The organism is Teichococcus aestuarii, from assembly GCF_042651065.1.
Taxonomy (GTDB): domain Bacteria; phylum Pseudomonadota; class Alphaproteobacteria; order Acetobacterales; family Acetobacteraceae; genus Pseudoroseomonas; species Pseudoroseomonas aestuarii.
Genome location: NZ_JBHSCH010000030.1, coordinates 19,503 through 34,722, shown reverse-complemented (window position 1 = coordinate 34,722; position 15,220 = coordinate 19,503). Strand labels below are relative to the sequence as shown.

The window sequence follows — 15,220 nt, the reverse complement described above, 5'->3', positions numbered from 1 at the left end:
CGGTGCGGGTGTGAGCGCCGCGCCGCTCGGCGTGGTGCTGACCGATATCGAGGGCACCACCAGCGCCATCGCCTTCGTGAAGGAGACGCTGTTCCCCTTCGCGGAGCGGGCGCTGGACGGCTTTCTCGACGCGCATGGCGAGGAGGCGGCGGTGGCCGCCTGCCTGCGCGAGGCGGAGCGCGCCGCCCATCCGGGCGAGGATGTCCGCGCCGCGCTGCGCCGCTGGATGGCCGAGGACGCCAAGATCGGCCCGCTGAAGACGCTGCAGGGGCTGATCTGGCGCCAGGGCTTCGTCAGCGGCGAGATCGAGGGGCATCTCTGGCCGGACGTCGCGCCCTGCCTGCGTGCCTGGGCGCGCGCCGGGCTGTTCCTGGCGGTGTATTCCTCCGGCTCGGTGGCGGCGCAGAAGCTGCTGTTCGGCCACTCCAGCGCCGGCGACCTGGTGCCGCTGTTCGGCGGCTTCTTCGACACGGCGGTGGGAGCCAAGCGCGAGGCGGCCAGCTACGCCGCCATCGCCCAGGCCCTGCACCGCCCGCCGGAGGAGATCCTGTTCCTCTCCGACGTGGCGGAGGAGCTCGACGCCGCGGCCCATGCGGGGCTGCGCGTCTGCCAGCTGGTGCGGGCGCAGGACGGCACGGTGGCCAGCGGGCGGCACCCCTGGGCCGAGGATTTCCCTGGCGTCGCCGCAGCTTTCGGCCTACCGGTGCCGCGCCTCTCCGCGGCCTGAGGGGCCACCTCCTCCTTTCCGCCAACGCATCGCCGGGAGTTCGCACGGCATGATGACCACCTACACCGTGCGCGAGGGCCGGACCCTGCGCCATGAGGGCATCCCGGCGCCCGAGGCGTTGCGCGAGGCGGTCTGGATCGACCTGCTCAACCCCAGCCCGGAGGAGGAGAAGGCGGTCCAGGCGGCGCTGTGCCTGGAGATCCCGACGCGGGAGGAGATGCAGGAGATCGAGAGCTCCTCCCGCCTCTACAAGGAGGACGAGGCGCTCTTCCTCACCGCCAACTTCCTCTACGGGGTGGATGAGGGGGAGTACGGCTCCACCGCCATCACCTTCGTGCTGGCCGAGCACAACCTCGTCACGGTGCGCTACGCCACGCCCAAGGCCTTCGCGGTGTTCGCCGCCCGCGTGCTGCGCGCCCCCGCCCAGCTCGCCAGCCCCGACGGCGTGATGCTGGCCCAGTTCGAGGCGGTGGTGGACCGGCTGGCCGACGTGCTGGAGCGCATCGGCGCCGACATGGACCGCGCCAGCAAATCCGCCTTCCGCAACGCCCGCAGCACCCACAAGGTGAAGGTGAAGGCGCGCGACGCCGACCTGAAGGACGTGCTGATCGCCCTCGGCCAGGTGGGGGAGGTGACCAGCCGCGCCAACGAGACGCTGCTCGGCCTGTCGCGCATCCTCACCTTCGTCGGCGCCGAGAAGTCCTTCGCCGTGCGCAAGGAGAACAAGCCCAGCATCAAGACGCTGATGCGCGACGTGCGCTCGCTGGTGGAGCACGCGGCCTTCCTCAACAACAAGGCCAACTTCCTGCTCGACGCGGTGCTGGGCATCATCAACATCGACCAGAACGGCATCATCAAGACCTTCACCGTGGCCAGCGTGGCGCTGATGCCGCCCACCCTGGTGGCCAGCATCTACGGCATGAACTTCGCCGCCATGCCCGAGCTGCAATGGCGCTTCGGCTACCCGGCGGCGTTGCTGGTGATGGTGGTGAGCGGCCTGCTGCCGGTGCTGTACTTCAAGCGCAAGGGCTGGCTGTAGCCGCCCGCGCCGGAAACTGTGAACGCACGGGGAATCCCGGCCGGGAGAATTCAATCTCCCGGTTTTCCCGGGTTTTCGCCCCGCCGGCATGTCCGGCAGGTAAACTTGCTGTAATGCTCGGATTTTGCTCGCGTTTTCTTGCCCGGGGCACGGCTTGCCGCGGCCACGGCCGCGCTGCTTGAACAGGCACCGGCAGGGAGAGGCGCTTCACCTTGAGCATGGCAATCAACAGGCTGAGCGGCGGCAGGATCATCGCCGGCGGCCCCGGCGACGACACCTACACGATCTCCGACCCGGCGGACCAGGTGGACGAGGCGCCGGATGGCGGCACCGACACCATCCAGACCTGGCTCTCCAGCTACACCCTGCCGGAGAATGTCGAGAATCTGACGCTCACCGGCACCGCCTGGTCCTCCGGCACCGGCAACGCGCTGGACAACGTCATCACCGGCAACGCCCAGCCCAACATCCTCGATGGCGGCGCGGGCGACGACATCCTGATCGGCAATGGCAGCCCGCACGAGGCCGGCCACGTGGTCCCGCGCGGCGACACCTTCATCATCCGCGCGGGCCAGGGCAGCGACACCATCCTCGGCTTCCAGCCCGGCGATGATGGCGGCGACCTGATCAGCCTGCCGGGCTTCGACTACCGCAGCCTCGCCGGCCTGCTGGCGACGGCCACCGAGGCCGATGGCGCCGTGGTCTTCCGTCTCTCGGAGACGCAGACGCTCACCGTGCGCGGCAAGACCGCGCTGCGCGCCGGCGACTTCACCGCGCGCGACTTCGACCTGACCGCCAGCCTCACCGAGGCGCCGCGCCTGGAGACGGATGCGGAGGGCCGCACCGTGGCGGTGCTGACCGGCCGCGCCGAGATCTACGCGCCGGCGCCCGACGAGCAGTACACCCTCGTCTACATCAAGGACGCCGCGGGCACGAAGCTGGGCGAGGCACTGACGGATGCGAACGGCGTCTGGCACTTCACCACCGGCCCGCTGGCCGAGGGCACTTACGGCTTCACCGCCACGACCGTCGAGGCGAAGCGCAGCCCCGATGACGGGCTGATGCACTTCTTCGAGGTCTCCACCTCCGAGGCCACCACCGTGACGGTGACGGCAGAGCCGCCCGTGGAACCTCCGGTGGAGCCTCCGGTGGAGCCGCCCGTTGAGCCGCCGGCGGACCCGGTGCCGCCGGCGGCGCCGACGCTGATGCTGGACGCGGCGAGCGACACGGGGGTCGCGGGCAACGGCATCACCGCCGACACCACGCCCACCATCCGCGGCACCGCGGAGGCGGGCAGCCTCGTCACCCTCTACGACACGGATGGCGAGACGGTGCTCGGCACCGCCACCGCCACCGATGGCAACTGGAGCATCACCACCCCGGCCCTGGCCGGCGGCGGGCACAATGTGTCGGCGGTGGCGACCAGCGCCGCGGGGCTGGCCTCCGACCCCTCCGCCACGCTCACCCTGGTGGTCAACCTGCCGCGGGACGCGGCCGACTTCCCCATCCCCGGCTTCGACCGCGAATTCTACCTGGCGCAGAACCAGGACGTCGCCGCCTCCGGCATGGACGCGCTGGCGCATTACCAGCAATTCGGCTGGCACGAGCAGCGCGATCCCAGCGCCCTGTTCGACGTCACCTACTACCTGAACCAGAACCCCGACGTGGCCGCGGCCGGCATCGACCCGCTGCAGCACTACATGCAGTCCGGCTGGATGGAGGGGCGCGACCCGTCGCTCTCCTTCTCCACCGCCTTCTACCTGGCGCAGAACCCGGAGGCCGCCGGCGGCAACCCGCTGCAGCACTACCTGGCCACCGGCCAGGTGCAGGACCTGGCCACCGCCGGCGCCACCCCGCACGCCACGGCGCCGCGGGGGCCGCTGATGGACGAGGCCTTCTACTTCGCGCACAATCCGGACGTTGCGGCGGCGGGGATGGACCCGCAGGCGCATTTCGACCAGTTCGGCTGGCGCGAGGGGCGGGACCCGAATGCGTGGTTCGACCTGGACTACTACCTCGCCAACAACCAGGACGTGGCGGCCGCCGGCATCAACCCGGTGGAGCATTACCTGCAGTTCGGCTGGGCGGAGCACCGCGCCCCCAGCGCCGCCTTCTCGGGCGATGCCTATCTGGCGGCCAACCCGGATGTCGCCGCGGCCGGCATGAACCCGCTGGAGCACTACCTCCACTTCGGCATCGCCGAGCAGCGCGACCTCGGCCTCGGCTGAGGCGCGGCGCCCGCGGCACGGCCTGTCATCGCCCCGCGCTTGACAGGCCGTGCCTTCGGGTTCTGCCTGCCGCCCCATGGGCAGCGGCATCTTCGAGCGAATCATCGACCCCGTGGCGGCGCCTGGGCAGCAGGCCAGCCGCATCCTCGGCAGCCCCGTGCCGGAGGCGCCGCCCCCGGACGGCCTGTGGGGCTTCTACTGGTATTTCATCCGGCAGGCGCGGGCGCTGTTCGGCCTGCTCTTCGTCGCCGGCCTCTGCGTGGCGCTGCTCGACGCGCTGATCCCGGTGTTCATCGGCCGCGTCGTCGGCCTGCTGTCGGCGCAGGCGCCCGGCACGCTGCTGGCGGAGCGCTGGCCGGAGCTGCTCGGCATGGCGGCCGTGCTGCTGCTGGCGCGGCCGGCCTCCATCCTGGCGCAGAACCTGATCGGCCAGCAGGCGATCAACGCCGGTGTCACCAGCATGATCCGCTGGCAGAGCCACTGGCACGTGGTGCGGCAGGGCTGGTCCTTCTTCCAGGAGGATTTCGCCGGGCGCATCGCCAACCGCGTCATGCAGGCGGGGCCGGCGCTGCGCGAGAGCGTGGTGCAGTCGGTCAACGCCGTCTGGTACATCCTGGTCTATGGCACGGGGGCGGTGCTCTACCTGGCCTCGGCCAATGCCTGGCTGGCGCTGCCCATCCTGGTCTGGTTCGCCGCCTATTGCCTGCTGCTGCGCTTCATCGTGCCGCGCCTGCGCGAGCGCGCCCGCGCCGCCTCCGAGCAGCGCAGCCTGCTCACCGGCCGCATCGTCGACAGCTACACCAACATCCTCACGCTCAAGCTCTTCGCGCGCGCCGAGGACGAGGACGCCTTCGTGCGCGAGGGCATCCTCGGCCTCACCGCCGCCTTCCAGCGGCAGATGCGGCTGATCACGCTGAACGCGCTGCTGCTCTCCACCCTCAACGCCACCATGCTCGTCTCCATGGCCGCCATTGCGCTCGGACTGTGGGATGCGGGGCGGATCGAGCTCGGCATCGTCGCCGCGGCGCTGCCGATGGCGTGGCAGATCGCCAACATCTCCGGCTGGGTGGCCTTCAACGTCGCCGCCATCTTCGAGAATCTCGGCGTGGTGCAGGAGGCCACGGGCAGCATCGCCGTGCCGCCCACGGCGCCGGACCCCGCGGGCGCGCGCCCGCTCGTGGTGGGGGAGGGGCGCATCACCTTCGAGCATGTGCGCTTCGCCTATGCCGGCGGCCCGGGCGCGGCGACGGGGCGCGGCGTGCTGGAGGATTTCCACCTCGACATCGCGCCGGGCGAGCGTGTCGGCCTCGTCGGCCATTCGGGGGCGGGCAAGACCACGGCGATGAACCTGCTGCTGCGCTTCTTCGCCCCGCAATCGGGCCGCATCCTGATCGACGGGCAGGACATCGCCACGGTCACGCAGGAGAGCCTGCGCGGCGCCATCGGCGTGGTGACGCAGGACACGGCGCTGCTGCACCGCTCGGTCCGCGACAACATCCGCTATGGCCGCCCAAGTGCCAGCCAGGCGGCGGTGGAGGCGGCGGCGCGGCAGGCGGCGGCGCACGACTTCATCACCGCCCTGCGCGACTGGCGCGGGCGGGAGGGCTATGATTCGCATGTCGGCGAGCGGGGCGTGAAGCTCTCGGGCGGGCAGCGCCAGCGCGTCGCCATCGCCCGCGTGCTGCTGAAGGACGCGCCGATCCTGGTGCTGGACGAAGCCACCAGCGCGCTCGATTCCGAGGTGGAGGCGGCTATCCAGGAGCAGCTCACCGGGCTGATGGCGGGCAAGACGGTCATCGCCATCGCCCACCGCCTCTCCACCCTGGCCAGCATGGACCGGCTGGTGGTGCTGGAGCATGGCCGCGTCGTCGAGCAGGGCAGCCATGCCGAGCTGCTGGCGCGCGAGGGCGCCTATGCCCGGCTGTGGCGGCGCCAGTCGGGCGGCTTCCTGGAGGGGTGAGGGCACGCCGGCGGGAGTTGACCCGCCGCCGCATCGCCGGGAATGTGAGCGGCCAGGAGGGACCTGTCATGCCTGCCACCCATCATCTGCACGCGACGCCGGAGACGGTGCGCTTCGGGGCCTTCGACGCCGCCTTTCCGCCCGTCCTGACGGTCCAGTCGGGTGACCTGGTGGTGATGCAGTGCGTCTCCGGCCCGGCCGAGGTGATGCCGCCCGGGGACAGTGGCCTGGCCGTGCCGCCGGCGCTGGCCGAGATCCACAAGGCGGTCGCCGCCGGCGCCATGCCGCGCCTCGGGCCGCACCTCGTCACCGGCCCGGTGGCGGTGGCCGGCGCCGAGCCGGGAGACTGCCTGCGCATCGACATCGAGGCGGTCGAGCTGGGGGCGGACTGGGGCTACAACCATTTCCGCGCGCTCGTCGGCACGCTGCCGGAGGATTTCCCCTATCGCCGCCTCATCCACATCCCGGTGGACCGCGCGGCCAACACCTGCCGCCTGCCCTTCGGCCCGGACAACCATGGCCTGACCCTGCCGCTCGCGCCCTTCTTCGGCGTGATGGGTGTGGCGCCGCCGGTGGAGTGGGGGCAGATCTCCACCAAGGAGCCGCGCGCCCATGGCGGCAACCTGGACAACAAGGAGCTGGTGGCCGGCAGCACCCTCTATCTGCCGGTGCACCGCCCCGGCGGCCTGTTCAGCGCCGGCGACGGCCATGGCGTGCAGGGCGATGGCGAGGTCTGCGTCACCGCGCTGGAGATGTGCCTGACCGGCCATTTCCGCTTCAGCCTGGAGAAGGGCGACGGCACCCGCCGCCCGGCGCTGCGCTACCCCCGCGCCGAGACGCCGACCCACTACATCAGCATGGGCATGCACGAGGATCTCGACATCGCCATGAAGCAGGCGCTGCGCGAGATGATCGCCTTCATCACCGCGCGCAGCAACCTCTCGGCGGCGGACGCCTACCAGTTCTGCTCGCTGGCGGTGGATTTCCACGTCACCCAGACCGTGAACGGCGAGAAGGGCGTGCACGGCCTGCTGCGCAAGGGCCTGCTGTTCTGAGAGGCCGAAACGGCGCCTTGCATTGGGCGCCGTTTCGCGGGAACAGAGCCGCCCGGTGCGGCCCCGCCGCGCCCGGTCCCCCTTCCCACGGGAGGGGGGACTCTTTTCCACAACTTTTGCGAGTCGCCGTTTGCGCCGCATCTTGTGCCGCTACCCCCGCGTTAACTACCGTATATGGGGGTGGAGGCAGGAGCCTGGGTATGGATTGGACAGCGGAAGCGATCGAGGCTCTGCGGGCCCTCTGGGCCGAAGGCCACTCGACGGCAGAGATCGGCCGCCGCATGGGCATTTCCAAGAACGCGGTCGTGGGCAAGGCGCACCGCCTGAACCTGCCCGCGCGCCCCAGCCCCATCCGCCGCGAGAACGAGCCCCGCGCCACGGCCGCGCCCGCCGCGGCGCCTGCGGCGCCGGCGATGGCGGAGCCCGTGGCCGAGCTTCCGGTGCCCCCGCTTTCCGCCCCGGCGGCGGCGCCTCCGGCGCCCGAGCCGGAGCCGGTGCGCCCCGCCCTCACCACCCTGCCGCCGGCCACCCAGCCCATCGCCCCGGCGGCAGCGCTGGCCGCGCCGCGCCCGCCGGCGGCCACCCGCCGCCCGGCGCCGCCGGCCGTGGTGCGGCCCTTCCAGCGGATGGGCGGCCGCTCCTGCTGCTGGCCGATCGGCGAGCCCGGCACGCCGGATTTCCGCTTCTGCACGGGCGAGGCCATTCCGGGGAAGCCCTACTGCCCCGAGCACGCTGCGGTCGCCTATGTGAAGGCCCGCGACCGGCGCGACGACGCCGCCTGACCGCGCGGCCGCCGCTGCAACGCAGAAGGCCCGGAGGGGGAACCCTCCGGGCCTTCTTCGTCTGGCATCCGCGGACGCTCAGGTGATGGCGGCCTCGCGGCGGCCGATCAGGCGGCGGCGCAGCGCGCCCGAGAGGGTGTCGATGGCGGCGACGGTCAGCACCATCAGGAGGATGATGAAGGCCACCTCGTCCCAGTGCCGCACCTTGATGCGCTCGGCGATCTGCAGGCCGATGCCGCCCGCGCCCACCACGCCGAGGATGGCGGCGGAGCGGGTGTTGCTCTCGAAGAAATAGAGCGCCTGGGCCAGCATCACCGGCAGCACCTGCGGCAGCACGCCGAAGCGCAGCGCGTGCAGCCGCCCGCCGCCCGAGGCCATGACGCCCTCGCTCTGCCGCTTCTCGGCGTTCTCGATGGCCTCGGCGTAGAGCTTGGCGAGCACGGCGAGGTCGCTGGTGAAGATGGCCAGCACGCCGGCCAGCGGCCCGAGGCCCACGGCCCGCACATAGGCCAGCGCCCAGATCAGCTGGTCCACGCCGCGGATGCCGTCGAAGAGGCGGCGCACCGAGAAGCGCAGCAGCGTGACCGTGACGATGTTGCGGGCGCCGAGGAAGCCCAGCGGCACCGCCAGCAGCGCGGCGAGGAAGGTGCCGAGGAAGGCCATGGCCACGCTCTCCGCCATGCCCTTCAGGATGTCGAGCCACAGCTCGCCGGGGCTGGGCGGCACCATCAGCCGCAGGATGGTGGCCAGGCCCTCAAGGCCGTTCCACAGCCGCGCGGGGGTGATGTCGAACAGCCAGAAGCTCCAGCCGAGCCAGAGCAGGAAGGCCGCGCCCGCCACCCAGCGCAGCGCGCGGGTGGCTCGGCCGGGGCCGAAGGCGGCGGGCAGGCGGGCCTGCCATTGCGTGACGGTCTGCGCGTCCGGCCGCATCTCAGCGCCCTCCCACGACATGGATGAGGCGGTGCCGCAGCTGTTCGGAGACGAGGTCGATCAGCATCACGGCCAGGATGACCAGCAGGACGATGGCGCTGATCTCCTCGTAGTAGTTGAAGGCGATCACCTGGTAGAGCTCCTGCCCGATGCCGCCGGCGCCGACGAAGCCGATGACGCTGGCGCCGCGCACGTTGATCTCGAAGCGCAGCAGCGCGTAGCTCAGCAGGTTGGGCGCCACCTGCGGCAGGATGGCGTAGCGGCAGGCCTGCACCCAGTTGGCGCCGGAGGCGCGCAGCCCGTCCCAGGGCTGCATCTCGGCATTCTCGATCACCTCGGCGAAGAGCTTGCCCAGCGCGCCGGCGGTGTGGATGGCGATGGCCAGGATGCCCGCCAGCGGCCCGACGCCGAAGGCCCAGACGAAGATCAGCGCGTAGACGATCTCCGGCACGGTGCGGGTGGCCTCCAGCGCGCGGCGCGTCAGCGGCGAGAGCCAGCGCCCGGCGCCCAGGTTGCGCGCGGCGGGGAAGGCCAGCAGCATCGCCACGGCCGCGCCGGCCAGGGTGGCGAGCGCCGCCATCTGCGCCGTCTGCGCCAGCAGCAGCGCCCAGGAATCGAGCCGGTAGAGCCAGAAGGCCAGGCTGCCTTCCGTCTCCGCGCCGGAGAACAGGGCGGAGAGCTGCAGCGAGGGCAGGATGCGCCAGAAATACTCGCCGATGCGCGGCAGGCCGGCGGCCAGGGTGGCGGGATAGAACTCGCTGATGCGGGCGGCCAGCAGTAGCAGGGCGGCCAGCAGGCCGAGGCCCAGGAGCGTGGTGTTGCGGCGCTGGCGGCGGAGCGCCTGGAAGGCGGCCTCCCCGCGCCGCACCACCGGAAGATGCGCGGCGATGGCGTCCATGACTCTACTCGTGCGGGGAAGGGAAGGGGCCGGGGGAGGGTGGATCCTCTCCCCCGGCTGGCGGCCGCCCGGAAGCGCCGGTGACGCTGCCCGAACTCATGCCACCTGCTTCAGGAGCGCCAGCGGCGCCAGCGGCCTCAGGAGCGCCGGCGGCGCCAGCGGCCTCAGGAGCGCCGGCGGCGCCATCTGGCCTCAGGAGCGCCGGCGGCGCTCGGCGGCCTCCTCGCGGCGCAGCTGCACGATCGGCTCGAACATGGCGTGCGTCACGCGCTCATAGCCCTTGCCGCCGCCGCGCTCGATGTCGGCGTAGACCTTCGGGTGGGCGGTGGGCAGCGCCATGTGGAAGGCGGTGAAATCCTCCTTGAACGCCGCCGGCAGGGCCGAGCGCACCACCAGCGGGCCGTTCGGGATCGGGCGCGACTTCCAGATCAGGTTCAGGTCGGACATCTTCAGCATGCCCTTGGAGACCATCGCCTGCAGGTTGCCGCGGCTGAAGCCCTGGCTCTCGTCGCCGATGCCGGAAGCCCAGGTGCAGCAGGCGTCGTACTGCTTCTGCAGCACCGCCACCACCGCCTGCTCGTGCCCGCCGGCGAAGCCGGTGCGAGAGAAGTAGCCGTTGATGTCCACGCCGCTGTTGCGCAGCTCCGAGCGCGGGATCAGGTAGCCCGAGGTGGAGTTCGGGTCGGCCCAGGCGAGGGACTTGCCCTTCATCTGCTCGAGCGAGGTGATGCCGGAATCCTTCCGCGTCACCATCACCGAGATGTAGGAGGAGGAGCCGTCATTCTCCAGCGGCACCACCAGCGGCTCCACGGCGCCGTTGGTGTCGAGCCAGGCGCCGGCATAGCCGGAGGCGCCCATCGAGGAGGCCTCGATCTGCCCGGCCGAGAAGGCCTGCATCACGCCCGCGTAGTCGGCGGCGGGGAAGAGGCGGACGGGCACCTTGAAGGTGTCCTCGATCAGCTTGCGGTAGGCGTCGAAGCGGCCGAGGCGGTCGGCCTCGTTCTCGCCGCCGAGCAGGCCGATGCGGATCTGCGGCACCTGCTTCGCCCAGGGGCGCTCGCCGGCGGCGGGCATGGCGGGGGCGGCCTGCTGGGCGCGGGTGGCGGCGGGCAGCAGGGCGGCGCCGGCCATCAGGCCGGCCAGCGTGCGACGGGTGATCATGCTGTCTCTCCTTGTAGGCGGGCATCGCCCGCGGGCTTTCTGGGCGGGCGGGCGTTCGCGGGCCTTGTGGCCGGGCGCCTGCCCGCCGGAAGCTCGTCAGGCCGCCGGGGCCTCGGCGGTGGCGCGTGGCGCGTGGTCCATGGCGCTCTGCGCGTTGAACTCGGCCTCGGACACGCCGTAGATCTCGCGCAGCCGGGCGGCGGTCAGGCCCTCGGGCGGGCCGTCGAACATCATCCGGCCGCCCTGCATGGCGATGACGCGGGTGCAGTATTCCCGCGCCGTGTCCAGGTGGTGCAGGTTGCAGAGCACGGTGATGCCGTCGCGCCGGTTCACGTCGCGCAGCGCGTCCATCACGGTGCGGGCATTGCGCGGGTCGAGGCTGGCGATCGGCTCGTCGGCCAGGATGATGCGCGATTCCTGCATCAGCGCCCGCGCGATGGCGACGCGCTGCTGCTGCCCGCCCGAGAGCGTGTCGGCGCGCTGCAGCGCCTGGTCGGCGAGATCGAAGCGGTCCAGCGCCATCAGCGCCATGGCCCGCTCCTCGGCGGGGAAGTGCTTGAACAGCGTGGCCACGGTGCCGAGCATGCCGGGGCGGTGGTTCAGCCGCCCCACCAGCACGTTGGTCAGCACATCGAGCCGCTGCACCAGGTTGAACTGCTGGAAGATCATGCCGCAGCGGGTGCGCCAGTCCCGCAGCCCCTGGCCGCGCAGCGCCGTGACATCGACGCCGTCGTGCAGGATGCGGCCCTCGGAGGGCTCGGTCAGGCGGTTGATCATGCGCAGCAGCGTGGACTTGCCGGCGCCCGAACGGCCGATCACGCCCACCATCTGGCCGGCCGGCACCTTCAGGCTGACGCCGGAGACCGCCTGCGTCGCGCCGAAGCGGCGGGAAATGTTCTGAAGCTCAAGCATCGGCCACCCTTTGCGTTGCGCCGCCTATAGGGGGCGCCCGTGACAGGGCGATGAAGGGCCGATGACAAGCCGATGGCTCGGCGGGGAAAGTGGCGGCCGGCTAGCGCCCCACCAGCACCAGCACCACGCCGAGCACCACGATGAGGGCGCCCGCCACCTCGCTGCGCTTCAGCGTCTCGCGCAGGTAGAAGCGGCTGAACAGCAGCGTGAACAGGATCTCCGTCTGGCCCAGGGCGCGCACCATGGCCACGGGGGCAAGGGCGAAGCCGCTGAACCAGCAGGCCGAGCCGCAGGCCGAGAGGGCGCCCACCTGGGCGCTGGTGCGCCAGGTGCGGAACACGGCGCGCATCTGCGCCGGCTCGCGCAGCGCCAGCCAGCCCCCCTGCATCACCGTTTGCAGGATGTTGGCGGCGACCAGCGTGACGAGGGCGCGCAGGATCGGGTCCGGGTGCGGCAGCTCCAGGTTGGCGCTCTTGATGAAGATGGAGGTCAGCGCGAAGCAGGCGCCGGCGCCGAGCCCGTACAGCGCCGCCGGCTGGGTGGTGGCGCGCAGCAGGGTGGCGGCGTCCATCGCCTTGCCGGCCAGCGAGAGGTAGAGCACCCCGCCTACCCCCACCGCGATGCCGAGCCAGGCCAGCGGCGAGAGCTGCTCGCCCAGCAGCACCAGCGCCAGGATGGCGCCCTGCACCGCCTCGGTCTTGGCATAGGCGGTGCCGACGGCGAAGCCGCGCGCGCCGAAGGAGAGGATCAGCAGGTTGGTGCCGAGGATCTGCAGCAGCCCGCCCAGCGCGGCAAAGGCCAGGAAGGGCAGGGTGGGGCCGGGCGGCACATGCCCCATCAGCAGGGCGTAGAGGGCCAGCAGCAGCACCCCCACCGGCACGCCGTAGAGATAGCGCACCACCCCCGCGCCATTGACCGAAAGCTGCCCGCGCAGCTTCTGCTGGAGCGCGGTGCGCCAGGTCTGCAGCAGGGCGGCGGTCAGCGTGATGGCGATCCAGAGGGGCATGCGCGGGTTCCGGCGGCAGGGCTTCCCAGGTTAGACAGCCTCGGCGCGGCTGTAGAGCCACGGAGGGGTGCCGGATGCGGATGGCTGCCCCGCCCGCGCATCTGTGCGCGCCGCGGGCTTCCGCGCCGCGCCCCGCGCGCCGATATCCGCGGCGGACCGACGTGAAGGAGCTTCGCATGACCCGATTCCCTGGCCTGCCGGCCACCGCCCTGGCCGCCGCGGCTCTGGCCATCGCCGGCCTCGGCGGCGCCGCGCCGTTGGCGGCCCAACCGGCGGAGAACCCGGCCAATGCCTCCTCCACCGCCACGCTGCCGGAGACGGTGCTGAGCCTCTCGGAGACGGCCGAGGTGCTGCGCGCGCCCGACGAGCTGCGCGCCAGCCTGCGCGCCGAGGCGCGCGGCGCCAATGCCGCCGCCGTCCAGGCGCAGGTGAACCGGGTGATGGAGCAGGCCCTCGCGGCCGCGCAGGGCGTCTCCGGCGTGCGCGCCAGCACGGGCGGCTACTGGACCAACCGTGTCGAGGAGGGCCGCAGCTGGACCGCCTCGCAGACGCTGAACCTGCGCGCCGCCGAGCCCGCGGCGCTGCTGGAGCTGGTCGGCCGGCTGCAGGGGCAGGGGCTGGCGATGGGCGAGCTGAGCTGGCGGCTCTCGCGCGAGGCGGAGACGGCGGCGCGGCAGGAGGCGGGAAAGCTCGCCATCGAGGCGCTGCGGCAGCGGGCCGAGGCGGTGGCCGCGCAGCTTGGCCTGCGGGTGGCCGGCATCCGGCATCTGCGGCTCGACGCGCCGGAGGTGCCGATGCCGCGGATGATGGCGATGTCCACCGCGGCGCGCCGCGAATCGGCCCCGCCGCCGGTCACGGCGCCCGAGGAGGTGGCCGTCGCCTCCACCGCCGCGGCCGAGATCCTGCTGCGCCGCTGAGCGCGCGAGGGGGCCGGGGCGTTTCCTACCCCGGCCCCGCTTCATCTCATGCCTTGGCGGCCTCGTCCCAGCGGTAGCGGAAGTCGCAATGCGTGGCCCCGCCCATGATGGTCTGGGTGCGGGTCATCTTCAGGCGGGGGTCGTAGCCCTGGCAGAAGGCGCCATCCCGGTTGCAGGAGAGGATGGCGCCCAGCTCCTGCAGGCCCATCTCCTTGTAGCTCTCGGCGTAGCGGCAGCGGGTGACGTTGAAATCGAAATTCTCCGCATCCTGCCGCACCACCTCGACACGCAGCGCGTCCTCCCGCGTCCAGCGCGGCTGGATGCTGACGAAGTGCTCGAGCGAGGGCTCCGGCGCCTCGGCCGCCATGCCGGCGGCGGCCTGCTTGGCCAGCTTGACCACGGCGTTGCGCAGGATGCGGCGCGCCGCCTCCTCGCCCAGCTCGGCCGCCATCTCCTCGTAGATGCCCTTGGCGAAGGCGGCCTCGATGCGCCGCTGCTCCAGGATCGACATTGACATAAGGTTCTGCCCCGCTCCGTTTGTCCCGCCGGCCATTGTAGCGGCGGGAGGGGAGGGCGGCGGCGGGTGGGCGCGTTTTTTTCTTCCGCCCGGGCTGCCCGGAGCGCCGGACGGGTGGCATGATCGTCCGACATGTCCGCCACCTTCGCCGGGATCGCCCTGCAACTGGTCGCCATCGCCTTCTTCGTGGCGATGGACACGACCATCAAGCTGATGACGGCGGACTACGCCGTGTCGCAGCTGATCTTCGCGCGCTTCGCCTTCCATATCCTGTTCGTGGCCCTGCTGCTGCGCGTCTTCACCGGGCCGCTGCCCTGGCGGTCCCGCGCGCTCGGGCTGCAGGCGGCGCGCAGCCTCTGCCTGGCCTCGGCCAACTTCCTGTTCTCCCATGCCCTGGCCCATGTGCCCCTGGCCGACGCGACGGCGGTGAACTTCGCCTCGCCGCTGTTCACCGTGGCGCTGGCCGCCATCTGGCTGAAGGAGACGGTGAGCCCGCGGCGCTGGCTGGGGGTGGCGGTGGGGCTGCTGGGGGTGGCGGTGGCGCTGCGCCCGCCCTTCCTCACCGGCGGGCCGATGCCGCACGGGGCGCTGCTGCTGCCGCTCGGCACCGCGCTGCTCTACGGCGTCTACCAGATCCTGACGCGCCGCCTGGCGGGGGTGGACGACCCGCGCACCACCATCCTGCACACCGGCATCGCCGCGGCGCTGGTCTCCTCGGTGGCGCAGCCCTTCGTGTGGGAGTGGCCGCCGGGGGCGATCGGCTGGGTGGGGCTGATGGCGCTGGGCGCGCTCGGCGCGGTGGGCCACGGCTTCCTGGTGCTGGCCTTCGCCCGCGCCCCCGCCAGCCTGCTGGCGCCGATGAGCTACAGCCAGCTCGTCTGGGCCGTGCTGGCCTCGATGACGGTGTTCGGCGACATGCCGGACCGCTACACGCTGCTGGGCGCCGCCATCATCGCCGTGGGGGGTGTGCTGGTGGCTCTGCCGCAGCGGCAGGGCCGGACGGGCGGAACCTAGGCGGAGCCCAGGCGTTGCCCCTGCTGGATTCACCGAAGGGCGCCCCCGGACACCGCCGCCGGAGGGGTGCGACT

General features: G+C 72.1%; 14 protein-coding genes. 8 read left to right on the top strand and 6 right to left on the bottom strand.

Features of this window, described 5'->3' with window-relative positions; all coding sequences use genetic code 11:
* Positions 1-10: 10 nt before the first annotated feature.
* The 6 genes from mtnC (at position 11) to ACFOY6_RS13055 (ending at position 7,791) form a co-directional block, all read left to right on the top strand.
* A complete protein-coding gene (gene mtnC / locus ACFOY6_RS13080; protein ID WP_379635418.1) occupies positions 11-727 on the top strand; it encodes an acireductone synthase in 717 nt (238 codons plus the stop codon).
* Between the two features lie 49 nt (positions 728-776).
* On the top strand, positions 777-1,766 hold the full coding sequence (corA, locus tag ACFOY6_RS13075; protein ID WP_109516627.1) for a magnesium/cobalt transporter CorA: 990 nt from the start codon (positions 777-779) through the stop codon (positions 1,764-1,766).
* Positions 1,767-1,984: 218 nt separating this feature from the next.
* The gene (locus tag ACFOY6_RS13070) at positions 1,985-3,994 is read left to right on the top strand and encodes an Ig-like domain-containing protein (RefSeq protein ID WP_379651105.1); all 2,010 of its coding nucleotides are present in this window, start codon (positions 1,985-1,987) and stop codon (positions 3,992-3,994) included.
* A 76-nt stretch (positions 3,995-4,070) separates the two neighbouring features.
* Positions 4,071-5,954 (top strand): ABC transporter ATP-binding protein, encoded by a 1,884-nt coding sequence (locus tag ACFOY6_RS13065; RefSeq protein ID WP_109516629.1) that lies wholly within the window; start codon positions 4,071-4,073, stop codon positions 5,952-5,954.
* Between the two features lie 68 nt (positions 5,955-6,022).
* Entirely contained in the window at positions 6,023-7,009 is a 987-nt protein-coding gene (locus ACFOY6_RS13060) for an acetamidase/formamidase family protein (RefSeq protein WP_379651084.1), read from the top strand.
* A gap of 200 nt (positions 7,010-7,209) precedes the next feature.
* Complete coding sequence (locus ACFOY6_RS13055) at positions 7,210-7,791, top strand: GcrA family cell cycle regulator (protein WP_109516631.1); 582 nt, start codon at positions 7,210-7,212, stop codon at positions 7,789-7,791.
* Positions 7,792-7,869: 78 nt separating this feature from the next.
* Here ACFOY6_RS13055 and phnE (ACFOY6_RS13050) read toward each other — a convergent pair whose 3' ends face one another.
* From phnE (ACFOY6_RS13050) to ACFOY6_RS13030, 5 genes are all read right to left on the bottom strand, one after another.
* Positions 7,870-8,721, bottom strand: coding sequence for a phosphonate ABC transporter, permease protein PhnE (gene phnE, locus ACFOY6_RS13050; protein WP_245906283.1), 852 nt, complete (start codon positions 8,719-8,721; stop codon positions 7,870-7,872).
* A 1-nt stretch (position 8,722) separates the two neighbouring features.
* Positions 8,723-9,619 (bottom strand): phosphonate ABC transporter, permease protein PhnE, encoded by an 897-nt coding sequence (phnE, locus tag ACFOY6_RS13045; RefSeq protein ID WP_109516633.1) that lies wholly within the window; start codon positions 9,617-9,619, stop codon positions 8,723-8,725.
* 192 nt (positions 9,620-9,811) lie between these two features.
* On the bottom strand, positions 9,812-10,780 hold the full coding sequence (phnD, locus tag ACFOY6_RS13040; RefSeq protein WP_109516634.1) for a phosphate/phosphite/phosphonate ABC transporter substrate-binding protein: 969 nt from the start codon (positions 10,778-10,780) through the stop codon (positions 9,812-9,814).
* Positions 10,781-10,876: 96 nt separating this feature from the next.
* Positions 10,877-11,692, bottom strand: coding sequence for a phosphonate ABC transporter ATP-binding protein (gene phnC / locus ACFOY6_RS13035; RefSeq protein WP_379635398.1), 816 nt, complete (start codon positions 11,690-11,692; stop codon positions 10,877-10,879).
* 100 nt (positions 11,693-11,792) lie between these two features.
* The gene (locus ACFOY6_RS13030) at positions 11,793-12,698 is read right to left on the bottom strand and encodes a DMT family transporter (protein ID WP_109516636.1); all 906 of its coding nucleotides are present in this window, start codon (positions 12,696-12,698) and stop codon (positions 11,793-11,795) included.
* Positions 12,699-12,874: 176 nt separating this feature from the next.
* On the opposite strand from ACFOY6_RS13030, the gene ACFOY6_RS13025 reads away from it, so the two are divergent.
* Positions 12,875-13,615, top strand: a complete 741-nt coding sequence (locus tag ACFOY6_RS13025) for an SIMPL domain-containing protein (RefSeq protein WP_109516637.1) — start codon at positions 12,875-12,877, stop codon at positions 13,613-13,615.
* A 46-nt stretch (positions 13,616-13,661) separates the two neighbouring features.
* Here ACFOY6_RS13025 and ACFOY6_RS13020 read toward each other — a convergent pair whose 3' ends face one another.
* Positions 13,662-14,132, bottom strand: coding sequence for an L-2-amino-thiazoline-4-carboxylic acid hydrolase (locus ACFOY6_RS13020; RefSeq protein ID WP_109516638.1), 471 nt, complete (start codon positions 14,130-14,132; stop codon positions 13,662-13,664).
* A 132-nt stretch (positions 14,133-14,264) separates the two neighbouring features.
* Here ACFOY6_RS13020 and ACFOY6_RS13015 point away from each other — a divergent pair, with 132 nt between their 5' ends.
* Positions 14,265-15,146: a DMT family transporter gene (locus ACFOY6_RS13015; RefSeq protein ID WP_109516639.1), complete on the top strand. Its 882-nt coding sequence runs from the start codon at positions 14,265-14,267 to the stop codon at positions 15,144-15,146.
* The last annotated feature ends 74 nt before the right edge of the window (positions 15,147-15,220 follow it).

What these genes read in the sequence shown, in the direction of transcription:
- phnE (WP_245906283.1), bottom strand. Translation starts at nt 8,721, where the DNA reads ATGCGGCCGGACGCGCAGACCGTCACGCAATGGCAGGCCCGCCTGCCC.
- phnD (WP_109516634.1), bottom strand. Translation starts at nt 10,780, where the DNA reads ATGATCACCCGTCGCACGCTGGCCGGCCTGATGGCCGGCGCCGCCCTG.
- ACFOY6_RS13025 (WP_109516637.1), top strand. Translation starts at nt 12,875, where the DNA reads ATGACCCGATTCCCTGGCCTGCCGGCCACCGCCCTGGCCGCCGCGGCT.
- ACFOY6_RS13055 (WP_109516631.1), top strand. Translation starts at nt 7,210, where the DNA reads ATGGATTGGACAGCGGAAGCGATCGAGGCTCTGCGGGCCCTCTGGGCC.
- ACFOY6_RS13020 (WP_109516638.1), bottom strand. Translation starts at nt 14,132, where the DNA reads ATGTCAATGTCGATCCTGGAGCAGCGGCGCATCGAGGCCGCCTTCGCC.
- ACFOY6_RS13060 (WP_379651084.1), top strand. Translation starts at nt 6,023, where the DNA reads ATGCCTGCCACCCATCATCTGCACGCGACGCCGGAGACGGTGCGCTTC.
- phnE (WP_109516633.1), bottom strand. Translation starts at nt 9,619, where the DNA reads ATGGACGCCATCGCCGCGCATCTTCCGGTGGTGCGGCGCGGGGAGGCC.
- corA (WP_109516627.1), top strand. Translation starts at nt 777, where the DNA reads ATGATGACCACCTACACCGTGCGCGAGGGCCGGACCCTGCGCCATGAG.
- ACFOY6_RS13065 (WP_109516629.1), top strand. Translation starts at nt 4,071, where the DNA reads ATGGGCAGCGGCATCTTCGAGCGAATCATCGACCCCGTGGCGGCGCCT.
- ACFOY6_RS13015 (WP_109516639.1), top strand. Translation starts at nt 14,265, where the DNA reads ATGTCCGCCACCTTCGCCGGGATCGCCCTGCAACTGGTCGCCATCGCC.
- phnC (WP_379635398.1), bottom strand. Translation starts at nt 11,692, where the DNA reads ATGCTTGAGCTTCAGAACATTTCCCGCCGCTTCGGCGCGACGCAGGCG.
- ACFOY6_RS13030 (WP_109516636.1), bottom strand. Translation starts at nt 12,698, where the DNA reads ATGCCCCTCTGGATCGCCATCACGCTGACCGCCGCCCTGCTGCAGACC.
- ACFOY6_RS13070 (WP_379651105.1), top strand. Translation starts at nt 1,985, where the DNA reads ATGGCAATCAACAGGCTGAGCGGCGGCAGGATCATCGCCGGCGGCCCC.